At 66.6% G+C, this 16,740-nt stretch carries 12 protein-coding genes; 6 read left to right on the top strand and 6 right to left on the bottom strand.

Features of this window, described 5'->3' with window-relative positions:
• Positions 1 to 94: 94 nt before the first annotated feature.
• Positions 95 to 760: a prolyl hydroxylase family protein gene (locus LK533_RS06240; protein WP_229361921.1), complete on the top strand. Its 666-nt coding sequence runs from the start codon at positions 95 to 97 to the stop codon at positions 758 to 760.
• A 22-nt stretch (positions 761 to 782) separates the two neighbouring features.
• Here the strand turns inward: LK533_RS06240 and LK533_RS06235 are convergent, their stop codons facing one another.
• The 4 genes from LK533_RS06235 to LK533_RS06220 form a co-directional block, all read right to left on the bottom strand.
• Positions 783 to 953, bottom strand: a complete 171-nt coding sequence (locus tag LK533_RS06235; RefSeq protein WP_229361920.1) for a hypothetical protein — start codon at positions 951 to 953, stop codon at positions 783 to 785.
• On the bottom strand, positions 943 to 1,110 hold the full coding sequence (locus LK533_RS06230; protein ID WP_229361919.1) for a hypothetical protein: 168 nt from the start codon (positions 1,108 to 1,110) through the stop codon (positions 943 to 945). The genes LK533_RS06235 and LK533_RS06230 overlap by 11 nt, the downstream gene beginning before the upstream one ends.
• A gap of 262 nt (positions 1,111 to 1,372) precedes the next feature.
• Positions 1,373 to 4,057 (bottom strand): TonB-dependent receptor domain-containing protein, encoded by a 2,685-nt coding sequence (locus tag LK533_RS06225; RefSeq protein ID WP_229361918.1) that lies wholly within the window; start codon positions 4,055 to 4,057, stop codon positions 1,373 to 1,375.
• 71 nt (positions 4,058 to 4,128) lie between these two features.
• A complete protein-coding gene (locus tag LK533_RS06220) occupies positions 4,129 to 5,712 on the bottom strand; it encodes a hypothetical protein (protein ID WP_229361917.1) in 1,584 nt (527 codons plus the stop codon).
• A gap of 244 nt (positions 5,713 to 5,956) precedes the next feature.
• On the opposite strand from LK533_RS06220, the gene LK533_RS06215 reads away from it, so the two are divergent.
• The 3 genes from LK533_RS06215 to LK533_RS06205 all read left to right on the top strand — a co-directional run bounded on the left by LK533_RS06215 (position 5,957) and on the right by LK533_RS06205 (position 11,577).
• A complete protein-coding gene (locus LK533_RS06215; RefSeq protein WP_229361916.1) occupies positions 5,957 to 6,499 on the top strand; it encodes a c-type cytochrome in 543 nt (180 codons plus the stop codon).
• 171 nt (positions 6,500 to 6,670) lie between these two features.
• Positions 6,671 to 8,647, top strand: a complete 1,977-nt coding sequence (locus LK533_RS06210) for a putative bifunctional diguanylate cyclase/phosphodiesterase (protein ID WP_229361915.1) — start codon at positions 6,671 to 6,673, stop codon at positions 8,645 to 8,647.
• A gap of 146 nt (positions 8,648 to 8,793) precedes the next feature.
• Positions 8,794 to 11,577 carry a TonB-dependent receptor gene (locus LK533_RS06205; protein WP_229361914.1) on the top strand — a complete coding sequence of 928 codons (2,784 nt, stop codon included), beginning with the start codon at positions 8,794 to 8,796 and terminating at the stop codon, positions 11,575 to 11,577.
• Between the two features lie 222 nt (positions 11,578 to 11,799).
• On the opposite strand, the gene LK533_RS06200 is transcribed toward LK533_RS06205, so the two are convergent.
• Together LK533_RS06200 and LK533_RS06195 are read right to left on the bottom strand one after the other, a co-directional pair.
• Entirely contained in the window at positions 11,800 to 12,693 is an 894-nt protein-coding gene (locus tag LK533_RS06200; RefSeq protein ID WP_229361913.1) for a hypothetical protein, read from the bottom strand.
• A 315-nt stretch (positions 12,694 to 13,008) separates the two neighbouring features.
• Positions 13,009 to 14,613, bottom strand: coding sequence for an ArnT family glycosyltransferase (locus LK533_RS06195; protein WP_229361912.1), 1,605 nt, complete (start codon positions 14,611 to 14,613; stop codon positions 13,009 to 13,011).
• A gap of 104 nt (positions 14,614 to 14,717) precedes the next feature.
• Between LK533_RS06195 and LK533_RS06190 the strand changes: the two genes are divergently transcribed.
• Positions 14,718 to 15,029 carry a hypothetical protein gene (locus LK533_RS06190; protein WP_229361911.1) on the top strand — a complete coding sequence of 104 codons (312 nt, stop codon included), beginning with the start codon at positions 14,718 to 14,720 and terminating at the stop codon, positions 15,027 to 15,029.
• A gap of 414 nt (positions 15,030 to 15,443) precedes the next feature.
• Positions 15,444 to 16,256, top strand: coding sequence for a hypothetical protein (locus LK533_RS06185; protein ID WP_229361910.1), 813 nt, complete (start codon positions 15,444 to 15,446; stop codon positions 16,254 to 16,256).
• Positions 16,257 to 16,740: the final 484 nt, after the last annotated feature.

Here is a 16,740-nt window from a genome sequence, read left to right as displayed (position 1 = left end):
TGTCGCACATCGGACGCAGATTCTGCCCGCCCCCCCGCTCCTCGCGCGCGTGCGCGTCTGGCGCCAGACCTCCGATTCTGGCAGGGGACGCGCCATGCAGACGCTGGCAACTTCCTCGCTAGGCTCCGGCTTTCCGGCCGAACCAGTCATCGACCGCATCCTTTCGCAGCCGGGCGTGCAACGGGTGCCCAGCCCCAAGCTCACGCTGTTCATGGTGCGCGATTTCCTGCCGCCGGAGCTTTGTGCGGCAATGATCGCGCGGATCGACACCAACCGGCGGCCGTCGACCATTTCCGATTCGAACGGCGACGCCGCCTTCCGGACCAGCGAGACCTGCGATCTCGACAGCGCCGACGCGCAGGTCGCCGAAGTGGAGGCGCGCCTCCACGCCTTTTGCGGGATCGACCCGGCGCATGGCGAACCGCTACAGGGCCAGCGCTATGCCGTGGGCCAGGAGTTCAAGGCGCACACCGACTATTTCGAACCGAGCGGCGTCGATTTCCAGAAGTTCTGCTCGGTGGCTGGCAATCGCACCTGGACGCTGATGCTCTACCTCAACGAGCCGGAGGCAGGCGGGGCCACCCGGTTCAAGGCGATCGACAAGATCGTGCAGCCGGAGACCGGCAAGCTGCTCGCGTGGAACAACAAGCGGCCGGACGGGAGCTGCAATCCGTCCACCATCCACCATGGGATGAAGGTGCGGGCGGGCACCAAATATGTGCTCACCAAATGGTTTCGCGAGCGGCCCTGGGGCTGGTGAGCCGATCGACCGGCGGCGCCGGTCAGTTGCGGAAGATCGGCGACAACATGCCGCGCAGGCGCTCTCCGCCGGAGCCCGTGCGGCGCCGCAACTGATCCGCCTGCTGCGCGATCGCCTGAGCCTCGGCCAGCGAGCCTGCAGCCAGGGCGCGACGCTCCAGCTCTTCCGGAGTGGGTCCCGGCTTAGCGGCCATGATGGTCCGTCAGGCACCGATCGGAGCCCTGTGCCAGGTAACAATCGGCAAGCCGGTAATGTGCCTTCGAGGCAGCAGGATCGGTCGCGCGCTGGGCGCGGTTGAGCTCCAGCTGCGCGCGCCCGTAGAAATATCGAAGGTCGTCGTCCCTCTGCATCGCTCTCTCCGTCCGCGGCATGGGCCTAAACCCCTACCTTGGCAGCATGACACTCGGACGCAACGGCTGCTTTACTCTAGGTTGTTCTACCGACCTGTCGCGTGGAGTTCCGCCAGCTTGGGGCGGTTACATGGAGATTAGATGACAGATTGGTCGCGGAAATAAGTCGATCCGCCAATTCCGTCCGTCTCGAAGCCTTCGACAACGATCAAGCGGCAGGGAACCGCACCGGTCCCCTGCCGCTCCGCACGTCGCTCTGGCATCAGAAGGTGATGCTGGCTCCCAGCGAGAAGATGCGGCCGAGCTTGTAGTTGTTGAAATAGACGCGCTCGCCATTCTCGAACGTCTGGAACTCGCGATAGCGCGTGCCGGTCAGGTTGCGCGCTTCCGCCTTCAGCTCGATGGTCTTGCCCAGCACATCGATGCCCTGGCGCGCGACCACATCCAGGCGGATGCCGGGCCGCTCGATCAGGTCGGGCAGCCGCACACCGCCGCCGCCGCTCACCGGCCCGCGGTTGGTCACGCGATCGCTCGCATAGTTGAAGAGCACCGTCAGCTGCGACAGCCGCTCGGTATCCTCGATGCCGAACTGCAGGTTCACCAGATGGTCCGACTGGCCGGTCAGCGACGCGCCGTCCTGGAACAGCACATTGGCAGCCCGCAGCGTCGCTTCGGTGCCGGTCTGGAGCGGGCTGGCGATCAGCGAGTCGTCCGCTTTGATCTCGGAGTCCGTGTAGGTGTAGTTCGCGATGAGCACGAGACGGCGCGTCGAGAAGAAGTCGCCGCCCAGCCCGGCAAGCGGCACATATTTCTGGAACTCGACTTCGCCACCGAACAGCCGTGCCGACGGCGCGTTGGCAAAGCCCGTCTGGAGCGTGTCGGTACCGGCCGGGAAGAAGGCCACCGCCTCGATCGGGTCCTCGATCTTCTTGAAGAACCCGGCGAACGACAGGCGCTGGTCGCGCGCGAAATACCATTCGTAGCGCGCTTCGGCGTTGTAGAGTTGCGAGTCCTTCAGGAATACGTTGCCGAAGAACAGGCGGTCGCTCTCGAAGTCCTGGTACAGCTGCGGCGCCAGCTCGCGGAACTGCGGCCGTGCCAGCGTCTTGGAGCCGTGCAGGCGCAGCTGCATGTCCTCGGCGAAGTTCCAGGTGATGGTAGCGGCCGGCAGCCAGTAATCATTGCCAAGACGCGTGCCCGCGGCGCCGCCGGACGGCAGCACCTCTTCGACCGCGTCCTCATAGCGCACGCCCAGGGTCGCGCGCAGCCCGTCGGCGAGTTCCGCTTCCGCCTGCGCATAGCCCGCGTGGACGCGAAGGCTGGCGCTGTACGCGGCCGCACCCTGGCCGGTCGAGGTGTTGCGCAGATAGATGCCGTTGGTCAGCACCGTGTAGTCGGACAGCAGATAGTCCGGGCGCAGCTGCGACAGCACCGAATCCAGCGCCGCGTTGTTGGCGGCGGAATATTGGAAGGTGTAGCGCGTCGAGTCGCGGTCGGTGTCGTTATAGGCATAGCCTGCCGACAGCACGATCTCGCGCGCGCCCGGCACGTGCCAGCTCAGGTTCGCCTGACCAGACCACAGGTCCTCGTCGAGCTCGCTGAACGCCACGCTTGCCGACTGCAGGCCCGACAGCGCGTTGGTGTAGCGCTCCAGCCCCTCGTTATATTGGTAGGTGAAGGCGCGCTCATAGGGGGCGTTGCGCTGGGTGTTGGCATAGGCGCCGCGCAGGTCCAGCGAGAGGTCGCCCAGCTTGAACTCGCCGACCAGCTGGCTGTCGATCAGCTGGCGCTCGAACCAGCTCGTGTTCTGGGTGATGAAGGGGTCGATGCCGCCTTCCAGCGTGCCGATGTTCGCGGTCGAACCGCGCGACAGCCGCGCCTGCTTCAACGTGTCGTGCACATAAAGGTTGGTGAAGCGGATGCGGTTCTCCCCGAACTCGGCACCGAAGCCGAGCAAGCCGTTGGCGATCGCGCGATTGTCGGTCAGCACGGTGTGGAAGTCGCGAAGCAGGATCGCGTCGGGGCTGTCGGTCACCTGCTGGATGGTGTCGCGGGTCCGCCAGGTGTTGCTGAACCCTGCCGCGGCGATCACACCGAGCTGGGTGCCACCCAGGTCGGTGGAGGTGCCGAAGCTCAGCTCGCCGGAGTAGTTGGCCGGAAGATGCGCGTTTTCCTGCAACAGCGTCGTCGGCGCGTTGGACATCTCGGCCAGCTGCTCGGAGGTGACGGAGCTGCCCTGCGCACCCGCGGTGCGGATGAAGCCGGGGGTCTTGCGCTCGCCGCTGTCGAAACCGGTCCAGTCGTAGCGGCCGCCATCATAGACATAGCCGAGTTCGCTGCTGGTGACCGTGTCGGCGCTGACGGATGCGCCGATCTGGAGGAACGTTTCCTTGGGGACCGCACGGGTCGTCAGGTTGATGACGCCGCCGCCGAACTCGCCGGGATAGTTCGCCGAATAGCTCTTCTGCACCAGCGCAGAGGCGATGACGTTGGTCGGAAAGATGTCGAGCGGCACCACGCGGCGCAGCGGCTCGGGGCTGGGCAAGGGCGAGCCGTTGAGCAGCGAGGAGGAATAGCGGTCGCCGAGGCCGCGAACATAGACAAAGCCGTTGCCGACCACCGAGAGGCCAGTCACGCGTTGCAGCGCGCCGGCGATGTCGCCTTCGCCCGTGCGGGCGATGTCGGCGGTCGAAAGCACGTTCACCACCTGGGGCGTCGCGCGCACCGCATCGGGGATGTTGCGGCCGACGACGACGATGTCGCTGCCCGCATCCGCGCCCGGCGTCGAAAGCTCGACATCCCCCTCTTCGGCCGCGCCCGCGGCGTCGGGCGCCACGGTGGTGCCGGCCGGCGGGGTCGCCGGGGCGGTGGTGGTGGTCTGCGCAAGTCCCGGCAGCGCCCAGGCTGTCGAGGCGAGCAGAGTGGTCAGGAAAACGGTGTTCTTCATGGCTGCCCCGGCGATCTGGTCGGAAGGATGCGCAGGCGGGGGACGCGTCAGGCGGCCCCCGCCCCCACGCCTTAGTTCGGAAGCGCGGTGCAGCTGGCGCTGTTCGCGAAGCTCGCGCGGTTCGAGCTGCACGACCAGCCCTGGTACCAGGTGTCGCTGGAGCCGTTGACCGCACCGACATAGCTGGTCTTGACCATGAAGCTGGTGCCCGACGGGTTCAGCGTGGATGCGTCGAACGGCGTCGCCGTCAGCGCGGCCCCTGCCGGGAAGTAGGTGTTGGACAGCAGCCCGGAACCCGCTTCCAGGTTGTTGGTGCCGGCCGTGAACGCGGCCTTCTGCTCGGCGCTGGTGACGGTGATGCCGTTCACCGTGGTCTCCGCATAGGGAGTGTTGCAGGCGAACAGCACCGAGTCGAACATCGGCGGACCCTGATCGTCGAGCGCGCTGTTGGCCGGACGAACCGTCGTCTTGCCGCTGGCGTCAGCGCCGGCGACGATGTTGAGGCAGGCGACCGGGCTCACCACAATGCCGTTCGCGAAGTGCGCGTCGGCACCGCCGCGGATACGGATCGCGGCGTTCACGCCCGTCGAGGTGTGGACAAAGGTGAAGTTGGCGAGGTTGTAGCGCTGACGCGGCAGCACGTCCTCGTTGCCGTTCGAGTCGATCTCGGTCGCGTAGGTATCCGACTGCGTGTTGGTCGGCTTCTGGATGGCGAGCAGGAACTGGACAAAGCCCTGCCAGCCCACATCGGTATCCAGGCCGTCGTCGTCGGCGCCGGTCAGCACCAGGTAGCGCAGGTTGGTGCGGCCGCCGAAGATCTCGATGCCGTCGTCGGAGCTGTTGTGCACCTGGACGTGATCGATGGTCGTGCCCGAACCGGTGCCGCCCAGCGTCAGGCCCTGGAGTTCGTTGTTCGGGCTGATGACGGTGCCGGAATAGCGGATCTGCACATAACGCAGCGTGCCGCTGTTGTCGGTGGCGGTTGCGCCGCCGTACAGCGCAGTGCTGGTGCCCTCGACCACGTTCTCGCACTCGGCGGTGCCGGGCGTCACGGTGGCGTTGCAGTTGGAGATCGGCGCACGGCCGGCCAGGATGATGCCGCCCCACAGGCCCTGGGTCTCGTCGGTCACTTCGCCGGTCAGGTTGGCCTGGGCGGTGAAGATGATCGGCTGAGTCTCGGTGCCTTCAGCGATCAGGCGCGAGCCGCGGTTGACCACCAGGAAGTCGTTGTCGGAGTTGGTGCTGTTGGCATAGACGATCGCGCCCGGTGCAATGGTGAGCGTCGTGCTGATGCCGCCCGGCGCATTGCCCGCGCCGCCGATGTCGGCGCCGACATCGACGCGGCCATTCATCTCATAGGCGACGCCGGCGACCTTCGGCAGCGACAGCGCCGAGGTGATCTGCGACGGCAGACGGCAGCTGCGATAGTTGCCGATCACGCCCACGTCGGTGGTGCCGGTGGGGCAGCTGGCGGCCGGCGTACCGGGGGTCGGGGTCGGCGTGGCGGTCGGCGTGGGGCTCGGCGTCGGCGTTCCCGGGATCACCACGGTGCCTTCGCCAGGCGAGGCAACACTCGAGGAACCATCACAGCCGGCCAGCGCCATCGCGGCGCAGCTCGTCAGCAGGATCAGGCTCATGCGCTTCAGGTCGGCCATGGAAATCTCCGTTCCGGGGCGAACCCGGGCTTGCAGGACAGGCGTGACCGATGAGAGGACGTTCCCCCTTCGGCCTCCCCGCCCGCCTAGGGAGCGGACGTGACAGGCTGATGCGATTTCCGCGTCGTCGGGATGACGGAATCGTTACGGAACGATGACAATCAGCAGCGCCGCCCAGCCCGAACGGCAGCCCGTCTCGCCGACTTGCTCGCCTCGTGCGTCCGGACGCTCTATGGCCCAGCCCATGACGCGCTCCGCCGGCACTCAAGAACCGCAAGAACGCCCACAGGATTTCGGGACCGCAATCCCGGATGCTGGTGGCGTGGTGGTCCACAAATCCGCTCGCTGCTCCCTGAGCGTACGCATGGCCGCCGCCCTGGCGCTTACTGCCGCGCTTGCGGCCTGCGGCAGCGGCGGGAGCGACCCGCGGCGCACCGAAGCACGCTCCCGGGCACCGCTGGCCGAGCGCTTGGCGAGCGCGGATGCGTCGAAGGGCAAGCGGTTGTTTCGCGAATGTGCGGCCTGCCACACGGTGGCCCGAGGTGGCGGCGATCGCAACGGCCCCAATCTGCACGGGGTGGTTGGCCGCCCGATCGCCTCCGGAAGTCGTCGGTTCGGCTACACCGCTGGGCTGGAAGCAGTGGGCGGGCACTGGAGCCCGGACCGGCTCGACGCCTGGATCACCAACCCGCAGCGCTTCGCCCCGGGGACGTCCATGGCCTATCCCGGGATGGCCAATGGCGTCGATCGCGCTGACCTGATCGCCTACCTGGCACAGCAGAAATAGCCAGGCTCACTGCACAAGGGTTCAGCCTGGCGATGGTACGCCAGGCGCCGCGAAGGGGATCGGCGCAAAAAGAGGAAAGCTCCAGAAGAGTTTATAAACTTCTGGCCCTCCAAACCGTTGGCGGAACCTCGCGCTTCCATCTGAGCGCGCGCGCAGTGAGCCCCGACCCGAATGAACCGCCGTTTCCCCTTCAAACCAAGGCCCCTGAAGGTGGAGGACGCGGTCAAGCCGCTGCTGGTCGAACAATATATCTCGCTGCGCCGCCAGATTCCGCTGATGTACGTGCTGCTGGCGTGCAACGTCGGCTTCCTGAGCGCGGTGACCGTGGGGGAAGTCCCCCCGTTCCTGTCGATCGGCGCACCCGGCATCCTGATCCTGGCGGCAGCGGTGCGGACCTGGGTGTGGTTCCAGCGGCGCAACACGAGCCCGCTTCCCGCGGACGTCCAGCGCTATCTGCGGACCACCGTTCTGGTCGCAGCCGTGCTGAGCGTCGGCTTTGGCGGCTGGGGATTGCTCATGTTCCAGTGGGTCGACCCGGCCCGCCGCTTTGCCGTCATCCTCTACATCTTCGTGGGATCGATCGGCAGCTGCTACTGTCTCCAGACGCTGCCGCGCGCGGCCTATCTGGTGCTGGTGCTCGGCACCATACCGGTCACCGTCTGCCTGATCGTCTCGGAAGATCTCTACCAGGTCGGCATCGGCATGAACTTCGCGCTGATCGCGGTGCTGATCGCCGGCACCGTGTCGACCGGCTATGAGCGGTTCACCGAGATGCTGCGCTCCCGTTCGGAGATGTTCGCGGAGCAGGAGCGCGCACGCCACGCCGAACAGGCTGCACAGGAACTCGCCTATCACGACCATCTGACCGGGCTTCCCAACCGGCGCGCGCTCAACGAGCGCCTGGCGCCGCTGGAAACGCTGGGCGCGGCGGCGAGTCCCTTTGCGCTGATGATCCTCGACCTGGACCTGTTCAAGAGCGTCAACGACGTCCACGGCCACGCCGCAGGGGACCGGCTGCTGCAGGGGGTGGCGGAACGTCTCCAGCGCATGATGGGTTCGCGCGGCGCCGCGTATCGCCTGGGAGGAGATGAGTTCGCGATCACGCTGGATCTGGTCGGCGGCGAACAGGAAGGCGCGCTCCGGCTCGCGGCGCGTGTCGTCCAGGATATTTCCGCACCCTTCCTGATCGAAGGATTGTCGCATTACATTGGCGCGAGCGTCGGCATCTCGATGTTCCCAGGGGATGCTTCGGATCTCTCCACCTTGATGCGGCAGGCGGACATTGCGCTGTATCGGGCCAAGGCGCTCGGCCGCTCGCGTTTCCTGCGGTTCGAAGCGGCCATGGACGCGGAGATCACGCGGCGCTCGCTGCTCGAGCGGGAGCTTCGCCGCGACCTCGCCGCCGATGCGTTTCAGCCCTATTACCAACCGATCGTCGACCTGGACACCGGCCGCATCAGCGGGTTCGAGATGCTGGCGCGCTGGCATCGACCGGACGGCGCATTGGTCGGCCCGGACCAGTTCATCCCGATTGCGGAGGAAACCGGACTTGCCGACACGCTGCTGATGCACCTGCTCGAGCGCGCGTGCGCGGTTGCGGCACGGTGGCCGGCCGAACTGACGCTTTCGATCAACATCTCCCCGGTCCAGCTCAAGGACCCCGGCTTTGGCGACAAGATCCTAGTGCTGCTCGCGCGCACTGGCTTTCCGGTTCGCCGGCTCGCGATGGAGATCACCGAAAACGCCATCATTGCCGAGCCGGTCAATGCCCGCAGTGCCGTCATGAAGCTCAAGGACCAGGGCGCCATGCTGGTGCTGGACGATTTCGGCACCGGCTTTTCGTCGCTGCAGCACCTGCGGATGCTGCCGTTCGACAAGCTCAAGATCGACAAGTCCTATGTTCAGGGCATGGCGTCCGATCCGGAGGCGCGCAAGCTGGTGCACGCCATCATCGAGCTCTCCTCGATCCTCGGCCTGGGTGCGGTTGCCGAGGGGGTGGAGACCGCGGGCGAACTCGACGCCCTGCGCGCACTCGGCTGCGGCGAAGGTCAGGGATATCTGTTCGGACGCCCGCTGGAAGCCGCCGCCGTGCAGCAGTTGCTCGGCAGCACCGGCGTCGTGGTCGAGTCCGCAAAACCCGCCGCCTGAAGCTGTCTTCAAAAGCGGCGGAGAACTACGGCTCCAGTAAATAATATGACAAGTATGGTTGAAGGCCTCGTCGTAGAGGAGTATTCTTCCGACGTACCAGTGGAGCGTCACAAGAACAAACACGCTGGACTTCAGGAGAGTGTGCCATGCGTCAGATTTCCGCGTTCGCCGCGTCCGCGATTGCTTTAGCGATTGCTACTCAGGCCCAAGCTCAGGCCCAGCAGGACGGCACCACGCCCCCGAATGCCCAGGATGCGGCACAAGCCGGAGTGGCCGAGACGACCGCGGGCTCGCCTGCCGAGGCACCCGACGCGCCGACACAAGCCAATGCCACCGGCGACGCCGGGTCCGAGATCGTCGTCACCGGCATCCGCGCCAGCCTTGCACGCGCCGCCGAGATCAAGCGCACGGCGGCGCAGGTGGTCGACTCGATCGTCGCGCAGGACATCGGCAAGTTCCCCGATCCTACCACTGCTGCCGCGCTGCAGCGCGTGCCCGGCGTGCAGGTGACGGTCGGCGGCAACAACGAGATCCAGAATCCGCTGGTACGCGGCCTGGGCGACATCCTGACCACCCTCGACGGGCGCGAGATCTTCACCGCCGAGGGCCGCACCTTCGCCTTCCAGGATCTTCCGGCCGAGGCCATCGCCCGTCTGGACGTCTACAAGTCCAACACCGCCAACCTGATCGAGGGTGGCGTTGCCGGCACGATCGACCTGCGCCTCAACAAGCCGTTCAACTACACCGACCCGACGATCGCGATCAGCGGGAAACTCAACTACCCGTCGAACGCCGAAAAGCTGGGCCCGCAGGTGAGCTTCCTGGCCACCGACCGCTGGGACACCGGCGTCGGCGAGATCGGCGCGCTGCTCAACGTGTCCTGGTACGACATGCCCTTCAACCGCCCGTACAACTATGTCGCGGAGCGGCGCGCGGGAACCGGGACGGCCAACGGCATCCTGCTCCCCATCTCGACCGGCGGCCTCAACGAATTTGGCCGGTACCAGCGGCCGCAGGCGAACGGCTCCATCCAGTGGCAGGCGACGCCAAGCCTGGAGGTCTATGTCGACGGCCTCTATTCGGCCTATCGCAGCAAGTTCACGACCGGCTTCTACGAATATCGGCTCGGCACCGCCGAGAGCGTGTCGAACGTCGTCGCAAGCGGCGACTGCTTCACCGCGAATGTGGGGCCCGACGGCTTCAACCCGAACGCCACCACCGCCCCTGCGGACATCACCCAGCAGCAGCTCTGCGGCTTTTCCTCCGCGACGTTCAACAATCTGGAGTCGTTCACCTCGACCCAGGCGCACAACAACCGTACCGACACCTGGCTCGCCGCCGGCGGCTTCCGGTTCGACCGCGACCGGCTGAAGGCGAATGTCGACGTCAGCTATGAGCGGTCGATCGCCAACAACGAGAACTTCATCGTCGACATCGGCAAGCGCGTGCCGGAGGCGACGCTGGCGCTGACCAACAGCGATCAGACGGCGGCGATCACCGCACCCGGTAACCCGATGGCGGACGCGACCGGCTTCACCTTCATCAATGCGCTGTTCCAGGACTATGTCCGCTCCAGCGGCGGCTTGCTGGCGGTAAAAGGCGATGCGACCTACGAGCTCGACTCGATCCTCAAGACGATCGAGATCGGCGGCCGCTATGCCGATCGCAGCGCCCTGTTCCAGCAGGTGCAGCTTGGCGTCGAGCCTCCCGGGGGCTCGTTCGCAACCCCGATCAGCGCGATCAACCTGCCGCTCGAACTCGCGCCGGGAATCCCGCAGATCAACAGCGGCGCACCGTTCCTGCTGCCCGACCGTGACTATCTGCTGTCGAATGCGGGCCAGTCCGCCATCCGCAGCTTCTTCGGGGCACCCGAAGGCCAGCCCGAGTTCGACCCGACCCGGGAGTTCGAGGTGGGTGAGAAGAGCTACGCCGGCTATATCCAGGCCGGCTATGAAGTGCCGTTCGGCAGCGGCCCGGTAGTGCTCGATGGCAAGCTCGGCGTGCGCTATACCCGCACCGACCGCGACATCACCGGCACCGGCATCGTCAGCGGCGATCCGGTCACCACGACCAGCTCGAACAGCGACACCGACTGGCTGCCCAATGCGAGCGCCCGGCTCCAGCTGGGCGGCGGCCTGCAGCTGCGTGCCACCTATGCGCGCACGCTTGCCCGGCCCGGCTTCGGCTCGCTCAATCCGGGGCTCAACTATATCATCTCGACCAACCCCAACATCCGCAACAGCGGCTCGGGCGGCAATCCGGACCTGCGCCCGCAGAAGTCCGACAGCTTCGACGCTACGTTCGAATATTACTGGAACGACGGTTACTTCGCGGTCGCCGGCTACTACCGCGACATCAGCGATCGGGTGATCAACGGGGTCACCGCCGAGGAAATCGACGGCGTCGTCTACAACATCACGCGGCCGCGCAACGTCGGCAGCGCCAAGCTGAAGGGGATCGAGGTCAGCGCGCAGACCTTCTTCTCGTTCTTGCCCGGTGCCCTCGCCGGCTTCGGGACGTTCGGCAACTTCACCCTGGCCGACTCCAAGGTCGGCGGCGACGACCCGCTGGCCGGCTACAGCCTGCAGAATGTGTCGAAGTATAATTTCAACGCGGGGCTGCTCTACGACCGCAGCGGGATATCCGCGCGGGTGGTCTACACCTATCGCTCGAAGTATTTTGACGAGGATCGTTCAGGGGCCGGCGACGTGCGTCCGGTGGGTACGGAGACGTGGCTGAATTATGTGCGGCCGAACGGACGCCTGGACTTCAGCCTGGGATACGACCTCAACAAGAACGTCACCGTGACGGTGGAGGGCAGCAACATCCTGCGCTCGCGCTACCGCAGCTACATCAACGAGGATTATCTGTGGCGGGACACCCGCACCGATGACAGCGTCTACGCCGTCAGCGTGCGTACCCGCTTCTGATGCGGTCGGCCCGGCGCGCGATCCGATCGCGCGCCGGGTGAGCCTTGGTTACACTCGACGCTGTTGCGGTCGATCGCACGGCCGCCCAGCGCCGGCGCCAGCGCCCAAGTCGCGCAATCCCCGGCAGGCGGTGGGGACGCGCCTACCGAGCCTACCCCCGGCGCGGCGATTTGGTTCATCGCGGCGCGACACAGCGCCCAGAGGCGCCACGCGTTCGGTCGCCTAGTCCTGTGCTTCAGCCGCCGCCCGCTCCGCCATCGTGACGGACACCATCTTGGCCTGGCCGGTACGGGCGAAGCTGTTCGCGGGCGCCGCATAGAGCCCGCGCAGGACGCCGCGATCAATGGCAGTAAGTCCCGTGGGCGCGGTGCCCTCTCCCTCGAACAGCGAGAGGATCGTCTCGGCCGACGGATGGAGCGGAGGTGTGGTCCGCACATAGGTTCGCATCGCGGCATAATCGGCGATCTGCCGTGGCGATTTGCCGATCACCGCCTGGCGGTCGATCACCACCACTGCGCCGACGATGTCCTGTCGAATGGAAGCCGCCATCCTGCTCATGGAGCCAACTTTCAGCGTGGGCGGCACCCCCATGGAGGTGCCCGGCATTACTGGATCGCCATCGCGGGAGCGGACTTCCGTGAGGTTCCACGCCTGCGCCGGGCCGGGCTCCGCCATCAGCTTGCGCATCGCCTGGTGCGACAGGCCGGCAAACGCCCTGTGCCCCTTGGCCGCGAGCTTGCGCATTTCCTCCCGGCTGTGATCCACGAACAGGACAAGGACGTTGGGGTCGCAGGGATTCCCGGCGGTTCGGATGCCGCTCTCCTCGGCGACTTCGATCATGCGATCGAGAATGGCGCCGGTAACATCCCGTCCAAGCCCAAGGGAGCCAAGGCACACCGGATCCTGAAACCGCGCGATCGGGTCGTTGCTCACGCTTCGTCCCGTCACCGTCCGCACCTGGTTCCACAAGGCCGCGCGCTCGCCCGTCCGCGGCGCCTCGACGACGATGTCCCGCGCCTGCTCATTGCTTGCTTGCGCACCCTCGTCGCTCGCTTGCGCCCAGCCGGGCACCGCAACAAAGAGAAGCACGAACCGCCAGAGATCCCGAGTCCGCATGTGCGTTTCCGATCCGCTTGCCTGTTCCACCATAGAGCCACGGCGGCGGGGTCATGGCAAGACCTGCCGAGGACCCCATCATGCGGACGGGACGCGGCGCTTCTTCAAGGTTCGGGGCGGTTCCAGGAGGGACACCCCGCGACTCAAGCCGTGCAGCGGGGGCTGGTCCGCGTCGCCGGCAACCAGGCGAGCAAGGTCGCGCAATTCGGCCTGGGTTCGCAGACCCGCGACGTCGAGGAAGGGTCCGGCCGGCCGCTCTGGATCCTGCGCACCGATCGCCCGCTGGTGGAACGGGCTCGCGGTGCTTCCGGCCGGCTAGTCCAGCGCCGCGTTCATCTTCTCCAGGTTGGCGGAGCCCGAGCCGAGCAAGTCGCTGTTCGGCTCGACGGGGCGGCGGCGGATGGCCACCAGGCTGCTTCCGTCGCCCCGGCGGAAGCGGATCGTCGCTCGGCTGAACGCCGGATCGGCCAGGGCCGCACGCAGAATGGCGCTGTGCGGATAGGCAAGCCGGCCGTGGTTGGCGACCGACACCACGCCTGCCACGCCGAGCCGGTCGAGCACTGCACGTGCGGCCGCCGGACTGGTGGCCGTGACGCGATAATCGCGCCCCATGAAGTCGCTCGTCGACAGCCACTGCGATGCACGCGCGACCCAGACTCGCCTCCGGCCGTTGTCGGCATAGGCGGCCGCCGCAATCACCGCGCCCTCCCCGCCCGAGCGGCCGTCCACCAGCCAGATTCCGGGACGCGCGCCGATGCGGGCGCTCAGCGTCGCAGCATCGATGTCGGTCGCTTGCGGCAGACGGGCGAGGTTGGCGACGGCAGGCACCAGTGCGGCGATCCCCAGTGCGATTGCTGCCGCACGGGCGAGCAACGTGCCCCGCCGCCAAAGCGCTGCAAGGCCGATGCTGGCCAACACCAGCGTCCAGGGAAGCAGCGGCGTGACGTAGCGCGGCTCGATGGCGACCGGCACCGCCGACTGGAAGAGGAAGGTCGCGAGAATCATGGCGACCGCCAGTGCCGAGATGCGGGCGGTCTGCGGGTGGTCTCCCCGACCTGCCCAGGCGACGGCGGACCCGGTGGCGGCAAGTGCCAATCCGGCCCAACCGACATTGGCGAGGATCGCGTTCCCGTTCGCCACCAGCGCGAGCCCCGCATAGTCGAGCCCCGGCGCATAGTTGAAGCCGCCTGCCGAGATCTTGAAGGACAGCCAGTACCAGGGGCCGACGACCGCCATCGCCAGCATCGCCGCCCCCCAGAGCGCGGGCTCGCGCAGCAATCGCCAGCGTTTCCGCAGGACGATGTCGATCGCCGGAACCAGCGCGATCAGCGCGCCATTGCCCTTCACCAGCGGCGCGTAGGCGGCCAGCGCAGCGAAGATCAGGAACCGCGTCCAGCCCGGGCGCTCGGTCGCGCGGAGCCACGCGATGGCGGCGAGGCCCACGACCAGCGTCACCGGCTGGTCGAGCAGGAAGCGCCGCGCACCGTCGAGGACCAGCGGTAGGATCAGATATGCTGCCGTGACCAACCAGCCGAGCCGCCACAGCCCCGTGCGCCGCGCCGCCCACAGGATCAGTCCGCCGGGAAGCCCCGCGACAAAGGCGCTGAGCGCGAGTGCTCCAAACGGCGACGGGCGCGCCGTCGCGAACACCGGCGCCAGCAGCGCGTACCAGCCAGGCGGCCAGTGGCCGATCGAGAGCTTAGGGAAGTGTGCGTAATAGTCGCGCGCGAACGCCATCGGCGATGGCAGCCCTGCCCGGATCCAGTCGCCCAGGAACAGGCTGTTCACATAATGCGCGGGCTCGTCGGGATCGAAGAAGCTCGACGCAATTCCGCCCGTCGCAAGGACGAGAAGCAGGGCCGCCAGGCCGGTCCACAAAAAGCCTGCGGCCGAAGGCGCAAAGGAGAGACGGCGATGCATGCGTCGGCGCTAGCCTAGTCCGACGAAAAAATCGTTTAGGGACACGCCGCGGACCGCCACGTGTGGACTAGGCAACTCCCGCTTCGTCCGGCACAGGCGCTCGCGTGTCGTTCGAAAAGCTCTACCATGCCTTTGCTGTTCGCGTGGAACAGATACAGGTCGCCCCGGACAAGTTCATTCATGTCCAGGTCGGCCTCGCAATCTGGTGCCTGAGCGCGCTGGTTCTGCGGCGTTCGCTGCGATCCCCGGTGCCGCTGGCGATCTGCATCCTCGCCGAAGTGGCCAACGAGATCCTGGACCGGATGGCCGCGGGCAGCTGGAAGTGGAGCGACACGGCGGGCGACGCGCTGGCGACCTGGTTCTGGCCGGTGGTGCTGTTCGCGATCCTGCGCTTCAACAAGCGGGCACGCAGCTAAGGCCTGGCGCCGACCGAAAGCGGCTTTCAGGACCGGCATAGCTGGATTGCTTCCCAACTCGCCGATGACTGTCGTCCGAAATGGGGAGGGAGATCTTCACCCTCGCTACCCGCCTTTTCGATGAAAGACCGGGTAGCCGAGAGCTAAGATGGTGGGCGCGGCTGGGATTGAACCAGCGACCCCTGCGGTGTGAACGAAAGAGATAGCTCGGTTTTCTGCCACTTCTAAGCGGCGAACCGCCTTTCCTTTCGCTCCCAAAGCCGCGGAAAACCGTTCGTCTGCACGGCCTGCGCCGAAAACGCGCCGAACGCAATACGCCCCCCAGGACAGCATCGACCTGCGACCTGCGCCGCCCGAGCGACCATCGGGTGACCCTGTCGTGCGCCCTTCGCCTTCCCGTCCTGGGGGCCGCCGTTGTCCGATACCCACTCCACCGATGCACGCACGATCGCGCGCTCCGACCTCAATCCCGGCCTTTCTGCAGCCAACGAGGCTCGCCTGCAGCGGGCGCAGTCCCGGAACATCCTGCACGGCTTCGGCCGAGGCATGTCCGACCGCGGACGCGGTCTCAGCGCCGTCCGACGAGACAGCCATCACGCTGGTCCAGGCGATCTGAAGCGGTGGAAATCGAATGTATTTCCTCGCATCGAAAAAGAGACCCGCTTGGAGGAGATTTTCGCGTGGGCAGATGACCATAAGGAGAAGGGGCGGCCGTGGGGCCTGCTGACACCGAAGCAGAAAGTGATCCTGCGCGAGATGCATGATCGGCGGTGCTTCACCACAGGGCGACTTGACTGGGCTTGGAAGCAAATCGCCGAGTTCGCGCGCTGCTCATTGGACACGTTGTCGAAGGCGCTGACCCGCTTCGAGGACCTCGGCCTGGTTAAGCGGTGGCGACGCACGATCCCCGTGCCGAACCCTGCACCGGGTGAACCGACGACCCTCCAGATCAGCAACGGATACGAGCTCGGCTTGCCCGAGAAGGTGGCAGCGATCGTCGCCTCAAAGCTCAAGAAGGTGGCGCAGGTGTTCCTGCCACCGGTGCCTGCGCCACGTGAACCAAGCGAGCAGGAGCAGGCTGCACTCGGGGCACAGCTTGCCGCCAAGCCAACTGGCGACCCGGCGGTGGACGCTCGCCGCGCCCACTACCTCGAGGCCAGCATCCAGCGGATGAACGCGAGGCGAAACGCGGGCACCTTTTCGGCTGACCGCGATTCCGCATCCTAGAGAGTCTCCCTTCACAGGCGATTAAATTAGAAAGGAGTGCCTCCGGCACGCGCAGCTTGATGGTCCCTCGGAGCCGCTACGGCTCAACCTACGCACCCGACAGCCAAGCACCGGCTGTCGGAGCGCGGCGGCTTGCGCCGCCACGGGCTGCCGACGGGCAGCGAGCACGAAGCGTGCCGAGAAATCGCAAGCGGCGCATGCGCGGATAGGACCGCAACAGCGCGCATCAAATCGCAACGGGCGCTCCATCGCAGGATCCGCGACGATCGCGCGGTAATCGGTCTCTCCGGCCGTTCTCGGGCCGCATCGCGGCCCAACCAACTGCACTAAAATCGACACCAAAAGCGGGGGGGCGAGGCGCGGGGGCAAGCGCGTCGCGCCGGATCAAGGTTTGACCGGTCCGGCCGAGAAGCGCACCGGTCCCGACGGAAGAGCTCGAGGCTACGAAGCCTGCTGACGACGCTGACCGTCGGGGACTTGCCAG

Origin of the sequence: Sphingomonas sp. PL-96, from assembly GCF_020707215.1 — a bacterium.
Classification (GTDB): Bacteria; Pseudomonadota; Alphaproteobacteria; order Sphingomonadales; family Sphingomonadaceae; genus Sphingomonas.
Note: the sequence above shows the minus strand (reverse complement) of the source record. Positions and strands in the feature narration are given on the sequence as shown.